We start from the raw sequence: 21,343 nt of genomic DNA, 5'->3' as shown, positions 1-21,343 counted from the left end.
GGCCCGGTGCGGCGGGGCCGGCGCGATGCCGCGGGCGGGTCCGGCGCGGCGGTCTCGGGCCCGGGTCGGTCCGGCTCGGGCCCGGCGGCGGTCAGGTCAGGGTGCGGCGGGCGGCCACCAGGGTGGCGCTGCGGTCCTCGGTCATCGGCTCGTTGACGACCTTGCCGGCCGACTCCTGACCGGAGGCGTGCAGCATCTGCCGGTCCGGTCCGGCGGCCAGCCCGACGTGGTGCGGCGACTTGCCCGGCCGGGCGAAGAAGTACAGGTCACCGGGCTGCTCGTGGCCGAGCTCGATCTGCTCGCCGACCACCGACTGGTCGTCGGCGTCGCGCGGCACGGTGACGCCCAACCGCCGGTGTGCCAGGTGCACCAGCCCGGAGCAGTCGATGCCGTAGGCCGACAGTCCACCCCACACGTACGGCACGTCGCGCAGCCGCTCGGCGACCGCGAGCAGGTCCTTCGCCGACGGGGTACCGGTCGGGGCGGTCGCGACGTCGGCCTCCCGCACCCACAGCGGCCCGTCGGCCGCCGGCACCAGCACCGGCAGCCAGCCGCGCTCCCGCTCACCGGCGACCGCGAGCCGGGTACCGATCACGACCCCGCGCAGCAGCACGTCGCCGTTGGGCTCGTCGCACAGTGCGGTGGCGGTCGCGTCGACCACGACCTCCCGTACGCCCTGCGGCGGCTCACCGCCGGTCAGGTGTGCGGTGCGCACCACCCCGGGGTAGCCGCGCTCGTCGAGCTTGCCGGCCGGCTGTTCGATCGCGATCACCCGGGTCCAGTCGCCGGACACCTCCTCGACCAGCACCTGCTCGCCGAGCAGCAGCTGGGTGAGGGTACGGCCGTCGAGATCGAGCAGCTGTTGCTTGCTCATCGACGCGACCCACCGGCGCACGTCCGGCACCTCGGCGATCGCCGGCGCGTCGATCTCGCGCACCGCCTCCGGTCTGGTCCACACTGTCGCCACCGACACCGCGACGGTCGCCGTGCGGCCGGCCGTCGGTGCGGTCCGCTGTGCGAAGATCTTGCCGCTCACGAGTCTTTCAGCCCCCTTACCGATGCGCCGGTGTGCATGGACAGGTGGCTGGGGCCGTGCGGCAGACGACGCGCGAGACGGCCCGCGGTGCACCTCCCCCATGGACCCCACCGGCGTCCACCCCGCGGTACCTGTGGGCTACGAGAATACGGAACCGGCCCGGTTCGTACCGCACCGGGCCGGTTGCGCGAGCGTCACGGTTCGGTGATCATCAGCGGTCGACCACCCCATCTATGCCAAGACCGGGCGCATCGGGCAGGTGCACGGTCGCCCCGTCGTACCGGATACCGCCGACGACCGGGCTGTCGGAGATCCACCAGGCGGCGTCCAGGTCGCTGACCGCGGTGGTGCCGTACGCGGCGACCAGGCTCGCGGCGGCACCCAGCCCGACGTGCGTCTCCATCATCGAGCCGACCATGGTGCCGATGCCCGCCGCGGCGGCGAGCTCCAGCAGGGTACGGGCCGGGCCGAGGCCGGCGCTCTTGGCCAGCTTCACGTTGACCATGTCGGCGGCGCGCTGCTCGATCACGGCGAGCAGGTCACGCACCCCGTACACCGCCTCGTCGGCCAGGGTCGGGGTGTCGACGTGCGCGGTGACGTGCGCGAGGCCGGCGATGTCGTGGCCGGCGACGGGCTGCTCGACCAGTTCGACGCCGGCACCGGAGTCCTCAATCGCGCGGATCGCGCGGACCGCCTGCCGCGGCGTCCAGCCCTGGTTGGCGTCCAGCCGGATCTGCACGTTCGGGCCGACCGCGGCCCGGATCGCGGCGACCCGGGCGACGTCACCGACCGGGTCGGTGCCGACCTTGATCTTGAGTACGTCGAAGCCGGCCGCGACGCGTGCGCGGGCCGCGGTGGCCAGCCGGTCCGGTTCGTCCACCGACAGCGTCACGTCGGTGCGGACCGTCCGGGCCGCGCCGCCGAGGTAACGGGCCAGCGGCAGGCCGGCCCGGCGGGCGGCGAGGTCGTGCAGCGCCACGTCCACGGCCCCCTTCGCGCCGTGGTTGGCGACCGCCGCGCCGCGCACCGCCCGCAGCAGCTCCTGCAGGTCGTCCGGGTCGCGGTCGATGATCGCGGCGCGCAGCGGGCCGTCGATGCAGGCGCGGGCGCCGGCCAGCGACTCACCGGTCACCTGCCACACCTGCGGCGCCTCGCCGTACCCGTGGTGCCCGTCGGAGTCGGTGACCGTCACCACCACCGTGTCGGTGGTCGTCGTGCGGCGCAGCGCGGTCACGAACGGGGTGTGCAGCGGGGCGGAGACCACCTGGGTGGTGACGTCGATGATCGGCACGATGCGCACCCTACCCGGCGCGCCGGTACCGGCAGCCGCAGGTGATGGACGCCTAGGGTGAGGTTCCAGACAGCGTGGGCAGGGAGTGGTGATGGCGCAGCCGCGGTGGTTGGGACTGTCCGGGGCGCCGAACGCCCGGGACGTCGGCGGCATGCCTGGCGCCGCTGGCCGGTCGGTACGCACCGGGCGGGTGTTCCGGTCCGAGGCGCTCGGCCGGCTCACCGACGACGACCTCGCCCGGCTGGCCGACACCGGGCTGCGCGCGGTGGTCGATCTGCGCGGCGACAGCGAGGTCGCGCAGCTGGGCGCCGACCGGCTGCCGCCCGGGGTGACCGCCGACCAACTGTCCATCCTGGACGGTTCGATGGACCTGTACCGGCTGATGGCCGAGCTGATCGGCGAGCGCGACGCGGAGCAGCAGCGCGACCGGCTCGGCGACGGCGGGGCGGAGCGGTTCATGGCGCGGCTGTACCGCTGGTTCGTCACCGACGCGGGTGCCCGGGCGCGGTTCGCGACGCTGCTGACGCGGTTGGCGGACGGCGCGCGGCTGCCGCTGCTGTACCACTGCACGGCCGGCAAGGACCGCACCGGCTGGGCCACCGCGATCCTGCTGGAGATCCTCGGCGTCGACCGGGCCACCATCGTCGCGGACTACCTGGCGTCCAACGAGGGAGCCCGGGCGGCGACCGCGGCGATCCTGGCGGGTCTGCGGAAGGGTCACCTGATGGCCGAGCCGGAGCTGCTGGTACCGCTGCTGGAGGTACGGGAGGACTACCTCGCCGCGGCCTACGACCAGGTGGCGCGCGACTTCGGCGATGTCGACGGGTTCCTGGCGCGCGGGCTCGGGCTGACCACGGCGACCCGTGCGGCGCTGGTCGACGCGCTGCTCGTTTAATGGAGCAGCCACTCCAGTAATGCGCTAGACTGCCCCGCATGCGTACCGTCGACCCCGAGCAGCACGCCCGACGGCGCGCGCAGATCCTCGCCGCGGCCGCGACCGAGTTCGCCGAGCACGGTGTCGCCGGCAGTTCCACGGCGAGCATCTGCCGCCGCGCCGGCATCGGTTCCGGCACGCTGTTCCATTACTTCGCCACCAAGCGCGACCTGGTGCACGCGTTGTTCGCCGCCGACCTGCCCGGCAACCAGGAGGTGCGCGCCGCGGCGCTCGCCGACCCCGACCCGGCGGCGGGGCTGGCCCGGCTGGTGTCGCACCTGATCTCCGAGCTGGCCGATCCGCTCGCCCCCGGCCTCGCCGCGGTACTGGTGCTGCAGGTCAACGAGGACCCCGAGTTCGCCGCGATGATCAGCGCCGACGACGCGGCCACCCGCGCCGCGCTGACCACGCTGCTGGCCCGGCTGGCCGACGCCGGCCACCGTCTCGCCTTCCCGCCGGACCGGGCCGCCGGCTGGATCCAGACCGTCGTCGACGCGAGCTACCTGTCTGCCGGCGAGGACGACTTCGACGCCGCCGCCCAGACCGCCGAACTGCACGCGATCGTCGGCTGGCTGACCGACACCGCCGCACCCGCGCGCGGGCGTACCGCGGCGGCCGGTCGGGCCGGCGGCCGTCGCCACGACGCGCGAGGAAAGGAGACCGTCCGATGACCACCGCCCCCCTCGACGGCACCCTGGTGGCCCGCTCGACCGGCGAACGGCTGCTGCTCGCGATCGGCCTGCCGGTGCTCGCCGCGGCGGTGGCCGAGGCGGTCAACCTGCTCGCGCCGGCCGTCGCCGGGCTGCCGTGGGCGCCCCTGCAGGGCCCGTTCCGGCTGGTCGCGCGGCTGCCCGAGCCGTACACGACGATCGGTGCGGTGCTGCTGGGCGTGCTGGTGGGCCTGCTGCTGGCGATGGTCGCCGCCGCCGAGGAGGTCACGGTACGGGTCGGCGACGCCGCGGTCACGATCACCCGGGACAAGTCGGTACGCACGGTGCCCCGGGCCGAGGTCGGCGCGGTCTTCGTGGCCGACGGCGACCTGGTGCTGCTCGGCGCCGGTACCGAGGAGCTGGCCCGGCAGAGCGTCGATCTGGACACCGGGAAGCTGCGCGCGGCGTTCGTCCGGCACGGCTACCCGTGGCACGCCGACGGTGACCCGCACCGCGAGCGGTACCGGCGTTGGGTGCCCGGGCTGCCCGAGCTGCCGGCCGGAGCCGACGCGTTGCTGAAGGCCCGTGCGAGGGTCGTGGGCAAGGACGCGGACGACGCCGCGGAACTGCGGAGCGAACTCGCCGCGCTCGGCGTGGTGGTAAGCGACCGGGACGGGCGGCAGCACTATCGGCTCAGCCCGCCGCACCGCTCCCGGGTACCGGACTGACCCGACCGCAGTGCCCCGCCCGGGCGGGGCGGGCCTCAGCCGTGGCCGATGTCGTGCCGGTCGGCCCACGCCGCGGCCGACACCCGGGCCAGCAGGGCGCACGCCTCGGTGTCGGGCAGGTCGGTGGTGGTGCACACCGCGATCGCGTACGGCGGGGCGTCGTCCGGCAGCACCACGCCGACGCCGTGCCGGATCCGCTCCACCCAGCCGTTCTTGTGCGCGATCCGGGTACCCGCCGGCAGGCCGGCGGCCAGATCCTCGGTGCATTCCTGGTCGAGCAGGATCGCCATCATCTCGTCGCAGTGCGCCGGCGCGGCGATCCGGTGGTCCGCGATCGCGGCGAGCAGCCGGGCCAGGTCGCCGGCGGTGACCAGGTTGTCCAGCCCGGCGGCGGCCGCGGCGGCGTCCTCGATTCCGCGGCACACCACCATCCGGGTCGCGCCCGCGTCGCGCAGCGTGTGCGCGATCGCCTGGGTACCGATGCGTTCCAGCACCAGGTTCGTGGCGAGGTTCGAGGAGCGGATGATCATGCGCCGCAGCAGCCAGCGCAGCGGTGCGGTCCCGCCGAGCCTCGCCCACACCTCGTCGTCGTTGTCGTACGAGTGGCGCATCGCGAACCGGCCGTCTCCGGGCGCCGCCGAGGCGAACTCGTCGTGCACCGCGAGGTCCTCGTCGAGGTCGACGGCGTCGGCCTCGACCAGCCGGTACGCGGTCGCGAGCACCGCCGCCTTCATCGTGCTGGCGGCGTAGTGCGGCTCGTCCGGCAGCCGGGTGAACACCGGCGGGCCGGCCAGCGGCCCGACGTACACCGAGACGGTGCCGCCGGCCGCGTCGAGCGTGTCGGTCAGCGCGGGCAGGTGCGAGGCGGTCATACCGCCGAGGTTAACGGCACCGAGATCATCGCGCCGCCCGGGCGTCGCCGCCCCTCCGGGCCCGACCGGGTCCGACGACGTCCGGGCACCAGCATGCGTCGACCGCGTGCCGGCGCCCGGACGGCGCGGTCAGCTGCGGTTGGCGCGGCCGCGGGCGCGGCCCCGCTCGGCGGCCGACAGCACCACCTTGCGGATCCGGACCGTCTCCGGCGTGACCTCGACGCACTCGTCGCCGCGGCAGAACTCCAGCGCCTGCTCCAGCGACAGCTTGCGCGGCGGCACCAGCCGCTCCAGCTCGTCACCGGTGGAGGAGCGCATGTTCGTGAGCTTCTTCTCCTTGGTGATGTTGACGTCCATGTCGTCGGCGCGCGAGTTCTCGCCGACGATCATGCCCTCGTACACCTCGGTGGTCGGCTCGACGAACAGGGTGCCGCGCTCCTGCAGGTTGTGCATCGCGAACGCGACCGCCACCCCGGCCCGGTCGGCGATCAGCGAGCCGGTGTTGCGGGTGCGCAGCTCGCCGAACCACGGCTCGTACGACTCGAAGACGTGGTGGGCGATGCCGGTGCCGCGGGTCTCGGTGAGGAACTCGGTGCGGAAGCCGATCAGGCCGCGGGACGGCACGATCCACTCCATCCGGACCCAGCCGGTGCCGTGGTTGACGAGGTTCTCCATCCGGCCCTTGCGCAGGTTGAGCAGCTGGGTGATGGTGCCCAGGTACTCCTCCGGCGCATCCACCGTGAGCCGCTCGGTCGGTTCGTGCACCTTGCCGTCGACGGTGTGGGTGACCACCTGGGGCTTGCCGACGGTCAGCTCGTAGCCCTCCCGGCGCATGATCTCCACCAGGATCGCCAGGGCCAGCTCGCCGCGGCCCTGCACCTCCCAGGCGTCCGGACGCTCGGTCGGCAGCACCCGCAGCGAGACGTTGCCGACCAGCTCCCGGTCCAGCCGGTCCTTGACCAGCCGCGCGGTGACCTTCGAACCCTTGACCCGGCCGACCAGCGGCGAGGTGTTGGTACCGATGACCATCGAGATGGCCGGCTCGTCCACGGTGATCAGCGGCAGCGGACGCGGGTCCTCCGGGTCGGCGAGGGTGTCACCGATCATGATGTCGGAGATCCCGGCGATGGCGATGATGTCGCCCTGCCGGGCCGATTCGGCCGGCTTGCGCTCCAGCGCCTCGGTCATCAGCAGCTCGGAGATCCGGACCCGCTCGACCGTACCGTCGTGCCGGCACCAGGCGACCGTCTCGCCCTTGCGGATGGTGCCCTCGTGCACCCGGCACAGCGCGATCCGGCCGAGGAACGGCGACGCGTCCAGGTTCGTCACGTGCGCCTGCAGCGGCGCGCCCTCGGTGTACGACGGGGCGGGGACGGTGTCCAGGATCGTGCGGAACAGCGGTTCGAGGTTGGCGGAGTCGGGCTGGCCGCCGTCGGCGGGACGCTCCAGGCTGGCCCGCCCGGACCGGGCCGACGCGTACACGATCGGGAAGTCGATCTGCTCGTCGCTCGCGTCCAGGTCGAAGAACAGCTCGTAGGTGGCGTCCACCACCTCGGCGATCCGGGCGTCGGAGCGGTCCACCTTGTTGATCACCAGCACCACCGGCAGCTTCGCCGCGAGCGCCTTGCGCAGCACGAACCGGGTCTGCGGCAGCGGGCCCTCGCTGGCGTCCACCAGCAGCACCACACCGTCCACCATGGACAGTCCGCGCTCCACCTCGCCGCCGAAGTCGGCGTGGCCCGGGGTGTCGACGATGTTGATCGTCACCGGGTCTCCGCCGTCCGGCGGGCTGTAGTGCACGGCCGTGTTCTTGGCCAGGATCGTGATGCCCTTCTCGCGTTCGAGGTCCATCGAGTCCATGACCCGGTCCTCGGCCTCGTGCGCGGAGAGGTGGGCGCCGAACGCGCCGGACTGCCGGAGCATCGCGTCCACGAGGGTCGTCTTGCCATGGTCGACGTGCGCGATGATCGCGACATTGCGGAGGTCGGTGCGAACTGCCATGACACCATCCTCCCGTGCCCGGCTCGGCGGCGCTGCGGCGGGGAGGAGAACCGCGCGACCGGGGCGGAGCAATCAACCGGTATGGCGTGGTTTGGCCAGTTGGACGACCGGTACCCCGACCGGGTCGAGAGTGCGGTGCGTCTCGGTGTACCCGCGCCGCCGGTACAGGCCCAGGTTGCGCTCGCTGCGGTGACCGGCGAACAGCACGTACCGCTCGACCGGGCCGGCGTGCGCCTCCGCCGCGGCGAGCAGCCGGCTGCCCAGACCCTCGCCCTGCCGGTCCGGCGCCACCGCCAACCGACCGATCTCCGCCTCGGTCCCGTCTCCGGTGGGTGTGACGCGAACGCTGCCGACGATCCTGGCCCCGTCCCGGGCCACCAGTACCCGGCCCGCGGTGATCGCCGCCGCCACGTCGGTCACGCTCTCGCGTACCGGCGGGATCGCCGCCTGGTACGCCAGCGCCTCGGCGACGAACGCGGCCTGCTGCACCGTGAGCACCTCGCCGGCGTCGGCTGCCCGCGCCGGCCCGATCCGTACCGGTTCGCGGTCGAGCCGGCGGTGCAGCACCACCCGGTCGGCGCCGGGGCCGGAGTAGCCCGCGACGGTCTCGGCGGTGAAGCCCAGCGTCCGGTGGAACGCGATCGAGCCGGCGTTGCCCGGCGTGGTGATCGCGGTCACCCGGTCGGCGCCGCGGGCGGCGGCGAGCTCGCCGAACCGCTCGTACAGGGTGCGGCCCAGCCCGGTGCCGCGGGCGTCGTCGCGCACCGCGACCAGGTGCACGTAGCCCTCGCCGGCCGGCGCCACGAACCCGAACAGGTACCCGAGGACGCCGTCGCCGTGGGCCACCAGGCCGGTGTCGGCGAACTGCCGGCAGTAGATCGGGTGGTGCAGCGACCGCAGATCCCGCCCGTCCCAGTACCGGTCGTGGTCGGCGAGGATCGGCCCGAGATCCGCCGGGGTCGGTGCGGCGAGGCGTACCGGCCGGTGCTTGCGCCCGCTCACCGGCAGGCCCGCGGCCGGGTCGGCTGCTGCGGGTCGACCCGCAGCAGCGCGGTGCCGTCCGGCCCGCAGCCGACCAGCCGGGCACCCGGGAACGGCCACATCGGGGTGCGCGCGGTCGGATGCCACACGATCCACCGCACCCGGTAGCGGGACAGCAGGGCGGTGCGCTGCGCCCGGGTCGCCGGCCGCCAGCCGAGGATGCGGTCCTCGTCGGCGGCGCGCCGGGCCTCGTCCGGTACCGCCGGCGACGGCCACTGGGTCCGCACCGAGCGCAACCCGTAGGCGGGCAGCTCGCGCCGGGACCACCAGAAGTTCGACACCGCGGTGTCGCCGGCGTGCACCCGCCCGGCGATCCACCCCAACTGCGGATACCTGGCCTGCGCGTCGGTCGCCGCCTCCGCCCGGGCCCGGCGGGCCTCGCCCGGCACCGCGCGGGCCAGCGCCCAGGCGTTGGCGTACCCGCCGACGACCAGGGCCACGCAGCTCAGCACGGCCAGCAGGGCGAAGCCGGCCCGCCGCCACCGGCGCAGTGCGGTCGGCCGCCACCGGCGCAGCGCAGCCCGGTGCTGCCAGCCCTCCGCGAGCAGGACGGCGAGCGCGGCCTGGCCGGGCAGCGCGACGCCGGGGCCGAGCCGGGCGAGCGACCAGGACCCGGTCAGCCCACCGGCGGCGCAGCCGGCCGCGCACACCACCGCGGTCCAGAACAGCGGGTCCTTGCGATCCCGGACCACCCGGACGACCAGCGCCGGTACGATCAGCGGCAGCAGCGCCCACTTCATCATCGGCTGCCGGTACAGCGCGTGGTGGATGGTGTCGAAGCCGGCCTGGTCGCCGATCATCGCCGGCAGGCTGATCCACGGCCAGGCGAGCGCCAGCAGCCCGGACGCGACCGCCGCCGCTGCCGCGACCGGTACCGCCGTCGAGCCGCGCCGCAGCCGTCCGGCCAGCGTGATCAGCACCGAGACGGCGGCGATCACCGCGGTGAACGGATGGACCAGCAGCATCAGCCCGGGCAGCACCAGGAACACCGCGATCAGGTGCACCCGCCCGACCCGGTCGACGCGCAGCGCGGTGCGCCAGGTCTCGAACCAGCACGCCGCCGCGAACACGCTGGGCCAGACGAACCCGACGCTCAACGACCCCAGTACCGGGAACCCGGACCAGAACCACGCCCCGGTGCCCCACAGCAGCAGCAGCAACGGCAGCGCCAGTACGGGCGCCCAGCGGGCCGGCGTGAGCGCCCGCACCAGCCGGTACCAGCAGAGCAGCATCAGGGCGGTGCCGATCAGCCCGGCGAGGGTCAGGACCACCCAGACCGACCAACCGGTCAGGTGCATCAGCCAGCCGAGGCTCATCGCCCAGGGCGAGAAGTAGGCGAACGGTACGTGCTCGCCGGTGAGCGGTTCGACCGGATGCAGCGGATGCCGGGCGACCTCGACGAGCGTCCCGGCGTGGATCCAGGAGTCGGAAACCCACTCTCCGTACGTCGAGGTCACTGTCAGTAGTGCGAGCAGCAGGATGCCGAGCGTCGCGTAGACCACGACCGGTGCCCGGTCCCGGCCCGGGGGCGCGAGGGTGTCGGGCCCGCGGAGGGGGGTGGAAACCGAAGCCACGCCAGCACCCTAGCCGGTGCGTGGCGCGGGCCCGCGATCACCGCATCGGCGCCTGCAAGCCGGGCACCGCGGGGTGCACGATGCGGTCGGCGTACTCGTCGGTCAGCGGCCGGGTCCGCTCCAGCCAGCTCGTGCGCGCACGCCCCGGACCAGGTCGACGGCGAGGTCGAGATCGGTGTCGGCGGGCAGCCGCCCGGCCCGTCGACGTCACCGACCGTTCCGCCGTGTTCGCCACGGTGCCGCAGGCGCCCGCCCGGTTCGGCCGGCTCGACGTCGTGGTCAACAACGCCGGCATCCTGCCTGCCGGGAGCTCGGCGGCCAGCGGCTGGCGGTGTGGGCCGAGCGGGAGCGGGTCGGCCGGGCCGCCGAGCATGCCATCCCGGCGCCGCCGGCGTGACCGTCACCAGCCGCGCTGGCGCCACTCGGCCAGGTGCGGCCGCTCCGCGCCGAGGGTGGTGTCGTCCCCGTGTCCCGGGTAGACCCAGGTGTCGTCCGGCAGCCGGCCGAACACCTTCGCCTCCAGATCGTCCATCAGGTCGGTGAAGTCGGCCGGGTCGGTGGTCTTGCCGGGCCCACCCGGGAACAGCGAGTCGCCGGTGAACAGGTGCGGGTGCCCGGTGGGGTCCCGGTAGAGCAGCGCGATCGCCCCGGGGGTGTGCCCGACCAGCTCGATCACCTCCAGCACGCAGTCGCCCACCGGCACCGAGGTCCCCTCGGCGACACCCTCGGTCGGTACCGGCAGCGCGGCGGCGTCGCGCACCCCGGCCACCGAGCGGGCGCCGGTCGCGGCGACCACCGCGGCGAGGGCCTGCCAGTGGTCGGCGTGCCGGTGGGTGGTCACCACGGTGTCCAGCGGATGGTCGTCGACCAGGTCGAGCAGCACGTCCGGATCGGCCGCGGCGTCGATCAGCACCTGCGCCCCGGTGGCCCGGCAACGCAGCAGGTAGGCGTCGTTGTCCATCGGGCCGACGGAGACCTTGGTGATCGCCAACCGGTCCAGCGAGCGGGTGGCGGCCGGCCCACCGGGCCGGACCTGTCCGGTGTAGGTCATGCCGGCACGGTACTGCCCCGGGCCGGGCGGCATCCGGACCGCGGTGGTCGGGATATTGGGTGGCGTCGGCGTGTCGCCGGGCCGTACGGTCGGGGCCAGAGCAGATGCGGTTCGACGGAATCTCGGGGAGGTGACGGTGCGCAGCAGTCACTGGTGTCGGGCTTGCCGTCCGACCGTCGTGTCCCGGGTGTCCGTCCGCGGCTGACCGCGGCACGGCGCCCGCCTCGAGCCAAGGGTGTCGTCGTACATGTCGAGCAACCTCGCTGCCGCGCATCCCGCGCCGGTCGACCTCGGGTCACTGGGCTGGGACGCCGAGCGGGCCCGTTCCTTCGCCTCCTACGCCCGATCCGGCTGCCGGCCGGCCCGGGTCAGCCGAGTCGATCGCGGCGTCTACGCCGTCCTCACCGCCGAGGGCGCGATGCGCACCACCGCCGCCGGCCGGCTGCTCGCCGCCGCCGCGGCCGACCTGTCCACCCTGCCGGTCGCCGGCGACTGGGTCGCCCTGCGCGACTGGCCGGACGGCCACACCACCGTCGAGGCGGTCCTGCCACGACGCACCTCGGTGGTCCGCAACAGCGCCGGGCGCGACTCGCTCGGCCAGATCCTCGCCGCCAACGTCGACGTCGCCGCCGTGGTCGAGGCGCTCGACCCGGATCCGGACGCCGGCCGGATCGAGCGGCTGGTCGCGCTGGTCCTGCAGTCCGGCGCCGAGCCGCTGGTGCTGCTCACCAAGGCCGATCTGGTACCGGACGTGACCGGGCTGGTGGCGCAGCTGCGGCGCTCGGCGCCGGGTGTCGAGGTGCTGCCGGTCAGCTCGCGCGATCCGGCCGCGATGGCCGAGCTGGCGCAGCGGGTGGGCCACGGGCGCACGCTCGGGCTGTTCGGCGCCTCCGGTGTGGGCAAGTCCAGCCTGGTCAACGCCCTGGTGGGGACCAGCGTGCTGGTCACCCGGGCGCTGCGTGCCGACGGCCGCGGTCGGCACACCACCACGTTTCGCGCCCTGGTCCCGTTGCCGGGCGGTGGCGCCGTGCTCGACACTCCCGGCGTCCGGTCGGTCGGCCTGGACGACACCGACGACGGCCTGCGCGCCGCGTTCGCCGACGTGGCGGCGCTGGCGGCGGAGTGCCGGTTCCGGGACTGCCGGCACGAGCAGGAGCCGGGCTGCGCGGTACTGGCCGCGGTCGCCGACGGTAGCCTGCCGGCCCGCCGGCTGGCCAGCTGGCACAAGCTCGCCGCGGAGCTGGCCTGGCAGTACGACCGGCGCGGCGCCCGGGTCGCGGCCGCGCGGCGTGCCGCCGCCCGCCGGGCCCGCGCGCTGGATCGGCGCGGCGACCGGCACGACCCGTCCTGACGCCGGCGACACCATCCCGAACCGCGGACCCCGGCACTGGCAATGCCGTCGTACATGTGTTTGAATTTGCGCCGTGACCCGGCCCGCGGTCGTCCGATCGGCACCGGTTGGTGGCCGCCCGTCGGGGTCGATCCAGCGGGTGGAGTGGGCGCCGCCGAGACGTGGTCGGTGCCTGGTGGCGTGACCGTCGTCGCGCCGGGAATGTCGGGGGCCCCGGTTAGAGTTGCCGTGTGCGTCTGCCGCCGGTGGGCGGTCGCCGGCCACGGGGCTCGAGAGCCGGGGCGTGGCGGCGTGTTTCCGGTGGGTGGCCGCCGGGTGGCGGACCCGACACCGACCCGCGGCGAGACACCGTTCTCGCCGGTGTCTCGTTGGTCGAGGCGCGGATGTCGTGGGGGTGGGCCGTGCAGCAGGCCCGACAGAGCGGAAGCGGGAGACAGTGGCCGATCGCCTGATCATCAGCGGTGCGCGCGAGCACAACCTGCGAGACGTCAGCCTCGACCTGCCCCGGGACGCCCTGGTGGTGTTCACCGGGCTGTCCGGTTCGGGCAAGTCGAGCCTGGCGTTCGACACGATCTTCGCGGAGGGGCAGCGGCGGTACGTCGAGAGCCTGTCGGCCTATGCGCGGCAGTTCCTCGGCCAGATGGACAAGCCGGACGTCGACTTCATCGAGGGGTTGTCCCCGGCGGTGTCGATCGACCAGAAGTCCACCTCGCGCAACCCCCGGTCGACGGTCGGCACCATCACCGAGATCTACGACTACCTGCGGCTGCTGTTCGCCCGCATCGGCGCCCCGCACTGCCCGATCTGCGGTGAGGCGATCAGCCGGCAGACCCCGCAGCAGATCGTCGACCGCGTCCTCGGCTACCCGGCGGGCACCCGGTTCCAGGTGCTCGCGCCGGTGGTGCGCGGCCGCAAGGGTGAGTACGTCGACCTGTTCGCCGAGCTGCAGTCCAAGGGCTACGCGCGGGCCCGGGTGGACGGCTCGGTGCACCAGCTGACCGACCCGCCGACCCTGAAGAAGCAGGAGAAGCACACCATCGAGGTGGTGGTCGACCGGCTCGCTGTCAAACCGACCAGCAAGCAGCGGCTGACCGACTCGGTGGAGACCGCGCTCGGGCTCGCCGAGGGCCGGGTGGTGTTCGACTTCGTCGACCTGCCCGCCGACGACGAGGGCCGGGAGCGCCGCTTCTCCGAGCACTTCGCCTGCCCGAACGACCACCCGCTCAGCATCGAGGAGCTGGAGCCGCGGTCGTTCTCCTTCAACGCCCCCTACGGCGCCTGCCCCACCTGCACCGGCATCGGCACCCGCAAGGAGGTCGATCCGGAGCTGGTGGTGCCCGACCAGGAGAAGTCGCTGGCCGACGGCGCCATCCAGCCCTGGTCCACCGGCCACAACATGGAGTACTTCCAGCGGCTGCTGCAGGGCCTGGCCGACCAGCTCGGCTTCGACCTGGACGCGCCGTGGCGCAAGCTGCCGGCCCGCGCGCAGAAGGCGGTGCTGCACGGTTCCGACGCGCAGGTGCACGTCAAGTACCGCAACCGGTACGGACGGCAGCGGTCCTACTACGCGGCGTTCGAGGGTGTCATCCCGTTCCTGGAGCGGCGTCGCGCGGAGACCGAGAGCGAGTGGAGCCGCGACCGGTACGAGGGATACATGCGCGACATCCCGTGCCCGGCCTGCGGCGGCACCCGGCTCAAGCCGGAGATCCTCGCGGTCACCATCTCCGGCCACAACATCGCCGAGGTGTGCGCGCTGCCGATCGACGAGTGCGCGGCGCTGATCGGTGGGCTGAACCTCACCAAGCGGCAGAAGCTGATCGCCGAGGCGGTGCTGAAGGAGATCCAGGCTCGGCTGCGGTTCCTGCTCGACGTCGGCCTGGACTACCTGTCGCTGGACCGCCCGTCCGCGACGCTGTCCGGCGGCGAGGCACAGCGCATCCGGCTGGCCACGCAGATCGGCTCTGGCCTGGTCGGCGTGCTCTACGTGCTGGACGAGCCGTCGATCGGGCTGCACCAGCGCGACAACAACCGGCTGATCGAGACGCTGACCCGGCTGCGCGACCTGGGCAACACGCTGATCGTGGTGGAGCACGACGAGGACACCATCCGGTCCGCCGACTGGGTGGTCGACATCGGCCCGGGTGCCGGTGAGCGCGGCGGCCACATCGTGCACTCCGGTTCGGTGTCCGGGCTGCTGACCAACGCCGACTCGCTGACCGGCGCGTACCTGTCCGGGCGTACCGCGATCGAGATGCCGGCGGTGCGCCGGCCCCCGACGAAGGGCCACGAGCTGGTCATCAAGGGCGCCCGCGAGCACAACCTGCGCAACATCGACGTGACCATCCCGCTGGGCTGCCTGGTGACGGTGACCGGGGTGTCCGGCTCCGGCAAGTCGACGCTGATCAACGACATCTTCTACGCGGTGCTGGCCAACCAGGTCAACGGCGCGCGGCTGGTGCCCGGCCGGCACACCCGCATCACCGGCATCGACAAGGTCGACAAGGTGGTCGGTGTCGACCAGTCGCCGATCGGGCGGACGCCGCGGTCCAACCCGGCCACCTACACCGGGGTGTTCGACAACATCCGCAAGCTGTTCGCCGAGACCACCGAGGCGAAGGTCCGCGGGTACACCCCGGGGCGGTTCTCGTTCAACGTCAAGGGTGGGCGCTGCGAGGCGTGCGCCGGTGACGGCACCATTCGGATCGAGATGCAGTTCCTGCCCGACGTGTACGTGCCCTGCGAGGTGTGCCACGGCGCCCGGTACAACCGGGAGACCCTCGAGGTGCACTACAAGGGCAAGACCATCGCCGAGGTGCTCGACATGCCGATCGAGGAGGCGGCGGGCTTCTTCGAGCCGATCACCTCGATCCACCGGCACCTCAAGACGCTCGTCGAGGTCGGCCTCGGGTACGTGCGGCTCGGCCAGCCGGCGCCGACCCTGTCCGGCGGCGAGGCGCAGCGGGTCAAGCTCGCCAGCGAGCTGCAGAAGCGCTCCACCGGGCGCACCGTCTACGTGCTGGACGAGCCGACCACCGGGCTGCACTTCGAGGACATCCGCAAGCTGCTGCACGTGCTGCAGAGCCTGGTCGACAAGGGCAACACGGTCGTGGTGATCGAGCACAACCTCGACATCATCAAGACCTCCGACTGGCTGATCGACATGGGCCCGGAGGGGGGCAACAAGGGCGGCACCGTCCTCGTGACCGGTACCCCGGAGCAGGTCGCGGCGGACGAGCAGAGCCACACCGGCCGGTTCCTGCAGCCGATCCTCGCGGCCGGTGGCGGGCACGCCGACGCCGGCAAGCGCACGGTCGCGGCCGGTTCGACGCGGCGCGCCGGCACCGGTTCGGCCACCTCCCGAGCCACCGCGAAGTCGAACACCGTCAAGTCGAGCGCGGCGGCACCGGCCAAGAGCGCGGCGAACGGCTCGACGTCGACGGCGAAGTCCGGGGCGAAGTCGGCGACGGCGAAGTCCGGGGCGAAGTCGGCCACGGCGAAGTCCGAAGCGAAGACCGGGGCGGCGAAGACGGCCGGAACGAGCCGCGGCGCCCGGGCGAAGTCGACGACGAAGAGTCGCTGACCGGCCCGGTCGGGATCGCGCCGGTCAGCGCCGCGGTCAGTCGCGCCAGATCATCGCGGCCGCCATGTCGGCGTTCGCGTAGTGCACGAACGTGTCCCGCCGATCGTCGTCCGCGCCGTTCGCCGCGGTCCCGACGGTGATCACCAGGTACTGCCCGGTGGACTGCCGCACCATGGTGCCCTCGGCGTGCGGGTGCAGCTTCGACCGGCGGAGCTGGAGCTGGTCGCCGGTCAGCTCGCGGCCCGTCCTCCTGGCGTGCGCGGCGGTGTCGAACACCAGCACGAACTGCTCCAGCCGGATCCGGTCGCCGGCGGTGCGGTAGTCCAGCTCGATGCCCGACCGACAGCCCTGTGCGGTGAGCGCCCGGTCGTGCTCGACCGGCGTGCAGCTGTGCAGGTCGCGGCCGCCGGTCTTGGTGGCGTCGAGCTTCACGTCGTCGAGCGTGAAGTGCCAGTCGTGGTAGTTCGACTGCCGCAGCGGACCGTGGTCGACGTCGCCGCCGGTCGCATCCGGTGTCGCGGCCCGGGTCCAGAGCAGGCCGACCACCACCACACCGGCCAGCAGGAACAGCACGCAGGTGGCCGCGACGCCGACGAGAACCGGCCACCGGCGGCGCCGGATCCGCTCCGGTCGCCGCCAGGCCGGCGGCGGGGTGCCGCCCTCGGTGACCCGGCCGTCGGCCCACCGGGCCCGGGACGCGTACGGATTCGCACCCGGCGCCGCTGCCTCCGGCGCCGTGCCTGGCGGCGATCCGCCCGACGTCCAGCCACCCGGTACCGGGTCGGCCGGCGTCGGGTCGGCGGCGGGCGGGTCGGGTTGCCACGCGGCGACCGGGTCAGACGGCGCGCCGGAGGCCGCGGGGTCGGGCATCGACGGGGGCGGCGCCGCGCCGGTCGGGTCGTACCCGGGCGGCGTGGGCCCGGCCGGTGGCATGCTCACCGCTGCTCCTCACCCGCCTCGCCCGGGACCCGTACTCGCCGGGCTGCCGTCCCCGACCCTAACCAGCCCGGACAACGCTGGCCGCGGTACCGGACGGCGGCGTGCAGCTGTGGGGCTGTCGGCACCGATGGATAGGCTTGGCAGGTGCCGGATCCGTCGAGCTACCGCCCAGCGCCGGGCACGATTCCCGATGCGCCCGGGGTGTACCGGTTTCGTGACCCGAGCGGTCGGGTGATCTATGTCGGCAAGGCGAAGAGCCTGCGCAACCGGCTCAATTCGTACTTCGCCGATCCGGCCGGGCTGCACCCGCGCACGTTCCAGATGGTCACCACGGCGGCTCGGGTCGACTGGACGGTGGTGTCCAGCGAGGTCGAGGCGCTGCAGCTGGAGTACAACTGGATCAAGGAGTTCGACCCGCGGTTCAACGTCAAGTACCGCGACGACAAGAGCTACCCCTACCTGGCGGTCACCCTCGACGAGGAGTACCCGCGGCTGCAGGTGATGCGCGGCGCCAAGCGCAAGGGGGTGCGCTACTTCGGGCCGTACTCACACGCCTGGGCGATCCGCGAGACGCTCGACCTGCTGCTGCGGGTTTTCCCGGCGCGCACCTGCTCGGCCGGGGTGTTCAAGCGGTCCGGGCAGATCGGCCGGCCGTGCCTGCTGGGCTACATCGGCAAGTGCTCCGCGCCGTGCGTCGGCCGGGTCAGCGCCGAGGAGCACCGGGCCATCGTCGACGACTTCTGCGACTTCATGGCCGGGCACACCGACAAGATGGACCGGCGGCTGCAGCGCGAGATGGCCGCGGCGTCCGAGGAGCTGGAGTTCGAGCGGGCGGCGCGGATCCGGGACGACCTGGCGGCGCTGCGCCGCGCGGTGGAGAAGCAGGCGGTGGTGCTGCCGGACGGTACCGACGCCGACGTGGTGGCGTTCGCGGAGGATCCGCTGGAGGCCGCGGTCCAGGTGTTCCACGTGCGCGGCGGCCGGGTGCGCGGCCAGCGCGGCTGGGTGGTGGAGAAGGTCGAGGACCTGAGCACCGCCGAGCTGGTCGAGCAGTTCTGCACCCAGGTGTACGGCGCGACCGACTCGCCGGAGTCGGCGAACATCCCGCGCGAGGTGCTGGTGCCGGAGCTGCCCGCGGACGCCGACACGCTGGCCGAGTGGCTGTCCGAGCGGCGCGGGTCGCGGGTGCGGCTGCGGGTGCCGCAACGCGGCGACAAGCGCGCCCTGTACGAGACGGTCGAGCGCAACGCGGGTCAGTCGCTCGCGCAGCACAAGCTGCGCCGGTCCAGCGACCTGACCGCGCGCAGCAAGGCGCTGCAGGAGATCGCCGACGCGCTGGGCATGGACACCGCGCCGCTGCGGATCGAGTGCTACGACATCTCGCACATCCAGGGCACCGACGTGGTGGCGAGCATGGTGGTGTTCGAGGACGGCCTGGCCCGCAAGAGCGAGTACCGCCGGTTCGCGGTGCGCGGCAACCCGGACGGCACCGGTACCGACGACGTGTCGGCGATGGCGGAGATCCTGCGTCGCCGGTTCTCCCGCTACCTGGAGGCGCGGGCGCAGTCGGGTGACCCGATCGGCGGTGACGACGTCGGCGACGAGGCCTCCGAGGACGCGAGTACCGGTGACGCGGTGGCCGGGCCGCTGCCGGGCATCGACCCGACGACCGGTCGGCCCCGCCGCTTCGCGTACCCGCCGCAGCTGGTGGTGGTGGACGGTGCGCAGCCGCAGGCGGACGCCGCGGCCGGGGTGCTCGCCGAGCTGGGCATCGACGACGTGGCCGTGTGCGGCCTCGCCAAGCGGCTGGAGGAGGTGTGGCTGCCGAGCACCGTCGACGAGTACCCGGTGATCCTGCCGCGCACCAGCGAGGGCCTCTACCTGCTGCAGCGGGTCCGGGACGAGGCGCACCGGTTCGCCATCACCTACCACCGGCAGCGTCGTTCGAAGCGGATGACGACCTCGGCGCTGGACGACGTGCCGGGGTTGGGCGAGGTGCGGCGCAAGGCGCTGCTGCGCCAGTTCGGTTCGGTGAAGCGGCTGCGTTCGGCGCGGGTGGAGGAGATCGCGGAGGTGTCCGGCATCGGTCCGCGCACCGCGGCGCTGGTCTTCCACGCCCTGCACCCGGACGACGCGGCGGCACCGAACGGGGCGGCATCGCCGGACGGGGCGCCGGTGCACGACACGACCGTCGGACACGGCGTCGACACCGGCCCCGATCCGGGTACCGGCGACGTAGCCTCCGGGGTGGCGGCCGCACCGGCGGACGGGGGAGTGGTCGGCGATGCCGACCGGACCGGTGACCGGCAGGCCGGTCACGAGGGGGGCGAGTGAACAACCAGCAGGCCGTGACGGCCGACCGCGCCGACGGCGCGACCGGCGACGGCGAACGGGACGGTCCGCGGCACGCCGAGATGGAGCTGGTGATCGTCACCGGCGTCTCCGGCGGCGGCCGGTCCACGGTCGCCCGGGCACTGGAGAACGTCGGCTACTACGTGGTCGACAACCTGCCGCAGGCGTTGATGGTCACCATGGCCGAGCTGGCGTACCGCTCGGGCGGCGCGACCCGGCGCACCGCGATGGTGCTGGACGTGCGCAGCCGCGCGTTCTCCACCGACCTGGCCGGCGCGGTCCGGGCGTTGCGCGAGCGCGGGTTCCGGCCGCACGTGGTGTTCGTGGACGCCGACGACGAGGTGCTGATCCGCCGGTTCGAGTCGGTCCGGCGGTCGCACCCGTTGCAGGGCGACGGCCGGCTGGCGGACGGGATCGCCGCCGAGCGCGCGCTGCTCGCCGGCGCCCGGGCCGAGTCCGACGTGCTCATCGACACCAGCCAGCTCAACGTCAACCAGCTGCGGGCCCGGGTCGAGGAGCTGTTCGGCACCCCGGACGTGCGCACCCTGCGGATCACCGTGCTGTCGTTCGGCTTCAAGTACGGCCTGCCGCCGGACGCCGACTTCGTGGTCGACGCGCGGTTCCTGCCCAACCCGTTCTGGGTGCCGGAGCTGCGCGACCACACCGGCCTGCAGCCCGACGTCAGCGCGTACGTGTTGGGTCAGCCCGGCGCGCAGACCTTCGTCTCCGGGTACGCCGACCTGATCGAGGCGTCCGCCGGTGGCTTCGAGCGGGAGGGCAAGCGGTACCTGACGGTCGCGGTGGGGTGCACCGGCGGCAAGCACCGCAGCGTCGCGATCGGCGAGGCGTTGGCCGGCCGGCTGCGCGACGCCGGTCTGGCCGCGCACGCCCAGCATCGCGATCTGGGGCGCGAATGACGGCGGCGGAGCACGCCATCGCCGAGCAGCGGCAGCCGTCGATCGGCAATGTGGTGGCGTTCGGCGGCGGGCACGGCCTGTCCGCCACGCTGCGGGCGCTGCGCCGGCTGGGCTGCGCGCCGACCGCGGTGGTGACGGTCGCCGACAACGGCGGCTCGAGCGGCCGGCTGCGCCGGTCCCGCCCGATCCTGCCGCCCGGCGACCTGCGGCAGGCGCTGGCCGCGCTGGCCGCCGACGACGACACCAGCGCGACCAACGCGCGGCTGATGCAGCACCGCTTCGCCGGCGACGACGAGCTGGCCGGGCACGCGGTGGGCAACCTGCTGCTGCTCGGGCTGTTCGAGGTGTTCGACGATCCCGTGGCGGCGCTGGATCACGCCGCGGAGCTGGTCCGCGCGACCGGCCGGGTACTGCCGATGTCGCGCACCCCGCTGTCGATCGAGGCGAGCGTGCGCGGCGCCGACCCGGCCCACCCGGACCGGACCGTGACCGTACGGGGACAGCACGAGCTCGCGGTGAGCACCGGAGCGGTCCGGGAGGTACGGCTGGTGCCGGGTTCGCCGGCTGCCTGCGCCGAGGCGGTGGCGGCGATCGGCGCCGCCGACTGGCTGCTGCTCGGTCCGGGCTCCTGGTACACCAGCGTGATCCCGCACCTGCTGGTGCCGGAGCTGCGGTCGGCGATCGTGGCGAGTCCGGCCCGGCGGCTGGTGACGCTGAATCTCGCGACCGAGTCGGAGACCAGCGGGTTGTCGGCCGCCGACCACCTGGCAGAGCTGACCCGCTACCTGCCGCAACTGCGGGCCGACGTGGTGCTGGCCGACGTACGGGCGATGGGGGAGCAGGCGCCGTTGGGGGTTGCGGCAGAATCACTGGGTGCCCGGTTGGTCACGGCGCGAGTGGCCGCCGCCGACGGTGCGCCGCGCCACGATCCGGCCGCGCTGGCCGCGGCACTCGAGGGCATTCTCGGTTCGAACAAGCCGATCCTCGGTTCCCAGGTGGACCGAGTGGACGTGAGGTGAGCGACAC

Annotated in this window: 15 protein-coding genes and 2 pseudogenes; 9 read left to right on the top strand and 8 right to left on the bottom strand. The window is 73.7% G+C overall.

Annotated elements, in window-relative coordinates; all coding sequences use genetic code 11:
• Positions 1-91 precede the first annotated feature (91 nt).
• Both NUM_RS08965 and NUM_RS08960 read right to left on the bottom strand, forming a co-directional pair.
• Positions 92-1,036, bottom strand: coding sequence for a C40 family peptidase (locus NUM_RS08965; RefSeq protein ID WP_225918435.1), 945 nt, complete (start codon positions 1,034-1,036; stop codon positions 92-94).
• A gap of 211 nt (positions 1,037-1,247) precedes the next feature.
• Entirely contained in the window at positions 1,248-2,327 is a 1,080-nt protein-coding gene (locus tag NUM_RS08960) for a mandelate racemase/muconate lactonizing enzyme family protein (RefSeq protein WP_225918434.1), read from the bottom strand.
• 91 nt (positions 2,328-2,418) lie between these two features.
• On the opposite strand from NUM_RS08960, the gene NUM_RS08955 reads away from it, so the two are divergent.
• From NUM_RS08955 to NUM_RS08945, 3 genes are read left to right on the top strand one after another with little or no spacing between them, the layout of a single operon-like run.
• A complete protein-coding gene (locus NUM_RS08955; protein ID WP_225918433.1) occupies positions 2,419-3,222 on the top strand; it encodes a tyrosine-protein phosphatase in 804 nt (267 codons plus the stop codon).
• 38 nt (positions 3,223-3,260) lie between these two features.
• Complete coding sequence (locus tag NUM_RS08950; RefSeq protein WP_207124325.1) at positions 3,261-3,932, top strand: TetR/AcrR family transcriptional regulator; 672 nt, start codon at positions 3,261-3,263, stop codon at positions 3,930-3,932.
• Complete coding sequence (locus NUM_RS08945) at positions 3,929-4,639, top strand: YqeB family protein (RefSeq protein ID WP_207124324.1); 711 nt, start codon at positions 3,929-3,931, stop codon at positions 4,637-4,639. Before NUM_RS08950 ends, NUM_RS08945 begins: the two co-directional genes overlap by 4 nt.
• Positions 4,640-4,674: 35 nt before the next feature.
• Here NUM_RS08945 and NUM_RS08940 read toward each other — a convergent pair whose 3' ends face one another.
• From NUM_RS08940 to NUM_RS08920, 4 genes are all read right to left on the bottom strand, one after another.
• Positions 4,675-5,511 (bottom strand): serine hydrolase, encoded by an 837-nt coding sequence (locus NUM_RS08940; RefSeq protein WP_207124323.1) that lies wholly within the window; start codon positions 5,509-5,511, stop codon positions 4,675-4,677.
• Between the two features lie 129 nt (positions 5,512-5,640).
• The gene (gene typA, locus NUM_RS08935) at positions 5,641-7,512 is read right to left on the bottom strand and encodes a translational GTPase TypA (RefSeq protein ID WP_207124322.1); all 1,872 of its coding nucleotides are present in this window, start codon (positions 7,510-7,512) and stop codon (positions 5,641-5,643) included.
• A 72-nt stretch (positions 7,513-7,584) separates the two neighbouring features.
• Positions 7,585-8,514, bottom strand: a complete 930-nt coding sequence (locus NUM_RS37130) for a GNAT family N-acetyltransferase (RefSeq protein ID WP_225918432.1) — start codon at positions 8,512-8,514, stop codon at positions 7,585-7,587.
• Positions 8,511-10,127 carry a hypothetical protein gene (locus NUM_RS08920; protein ID WP_207124321.1) on the bottom strand — a complete coding sequence of 539 codons (1,617 nt, stop codon included), beginning with the start codon at positions 10,125-10,127 and terminating at the stop codon, positions 8,511-8,513. The genes NUM_RS37130 and NUM_RS08920 overlap by 4 nt, the downstream gene beginning before the upstream one ends.
• A 182-nt stretch (positions 10,128-10,309) precedes the next feature.
• Between NUM_RS08920 and NUM_RS37125 the strand changes: the two are divergent.
• A pseudogene (locus NUM_RS37125) lies at positions 10,310-10,435 on the top strand (SDR family NAD(P)-dependent oxidoreductase); the annotation flags it as partial.
• Between the two features lie 92 nt (positions 10,436-10,527).
• Here NUM_RS37125 and NUM_RS08910 read toward each other — a convergent pair.
• Positions 10,528-11,178: an MBL fold metallo-hydrolase gene (locus NUM_RS08910; protein ID WP_207124320.1), complete on the bottom strand. Its 651-nt coding sequence runs from the start codon at positions 11,176-11,178 to the stop codon at positions 10,528-10,530.
• Positions 11,179-11,425: 247 nt separating this feature from the next.
• Between NUM_RS08910 and rsgA the strand changes: the two genes are divergently transcribed.
• The gene (gene rsgA / locus NUM_RS08905) at positions 11,426-12,529 is read left to right on the top strand and encodes a ribosome small subunit-dependent GTPase A (protein WP_207124319.1); all 1,104 of its coding nucleotides are present in this window, start codon (positions 11,426-11,428) and stop codon (positions 12,527-12,529) included.
• Between the two features lie 436 nt (positions 12,530-12,965).
• Positions 12,966-15,848, top strand: a pseudogene (gene uvrA / locus NUM_RS08900) (excinuclease ABC subunit UvrA); the annotation flags it as partial.
• Positions 15,849-16,145: 297 nt separating this feature from the next.
• Here the strand turns inward: uvrA and NUM_RS08895 are convergent.
• The gene (locus tag NUM_RS08895) at positions 16,146-17,048 is read right to left on the bottom strand and encodes a hypothetical protein (protein WP_207124317.1); all 903 of its coding nucleotides are present in this window, start codon (positions 17,046-17,048) and stop codon (positions 16,146-16,148) included.
• A gap of 144 nt (positions 17,049-17,192) precedes the next feature.
• Between NUM_RS08895 and uvrC the strand changes: the two genes are divergently transcribed.
• The 3 genes from uvrC to NUM_RS08880 all read left to right on the top strand — a co-directional run bounded on the left by uvrC (position 17,193) and on the right by NUM_RS08880 (position 21,336).
• Positions 17,193-19,382, top strand: a complete 2,190-nt coding sequence (uvrC, locus tag NUM_RS08890; protein WP_207124316.1) for an excinuclease ABC subunit UvrC — start codon at positions 17,193-17,195, stop codon at positions 19,380-19,382.
• Positions 19,383-19,462: 80 nt separating this feature from the next.
• Positions 19,463-20,317: an RNase adapter RapZ gene (gene rapZ / locus NUM_RS08885; RefSeq protein WP_207124360.1), complete on the top strand. Its 855-nt coding sequence runs from the start codon at positions 19,463-19,465 to the stop codon at positions 20,315-20,317.
• Positions 20,314-21,336: a gluconeogenesis factor YvcK family protein gene (locus NUM_RS08880; protein ID WP_207124315.1), complete on the top strand. Its 1,023-nt coding sequence runs from the start codon at positions 20,314-20,316 to the stop codon at positions 21,334-21,336. Before rapZ ends, NUM_RS08880 begins: the two co-directional genes overlap by 4 nt.
• Positions 21,337-21,343: the final 7 nt, after the last annotated feature.

The organism is Actinocatenispora comari (genome assembly GCF_017312725.1).
GTDB classification, from domain to species: Bacteria; Actinomycetota; Actinomycetes; order Mycobacteriales; family Micromonosporaceae; genus Actinocatenispora; species Actinocatenispora comari.
This window is presented reverse-complemented; position numbering and strand designations above follow the sequence as displayed.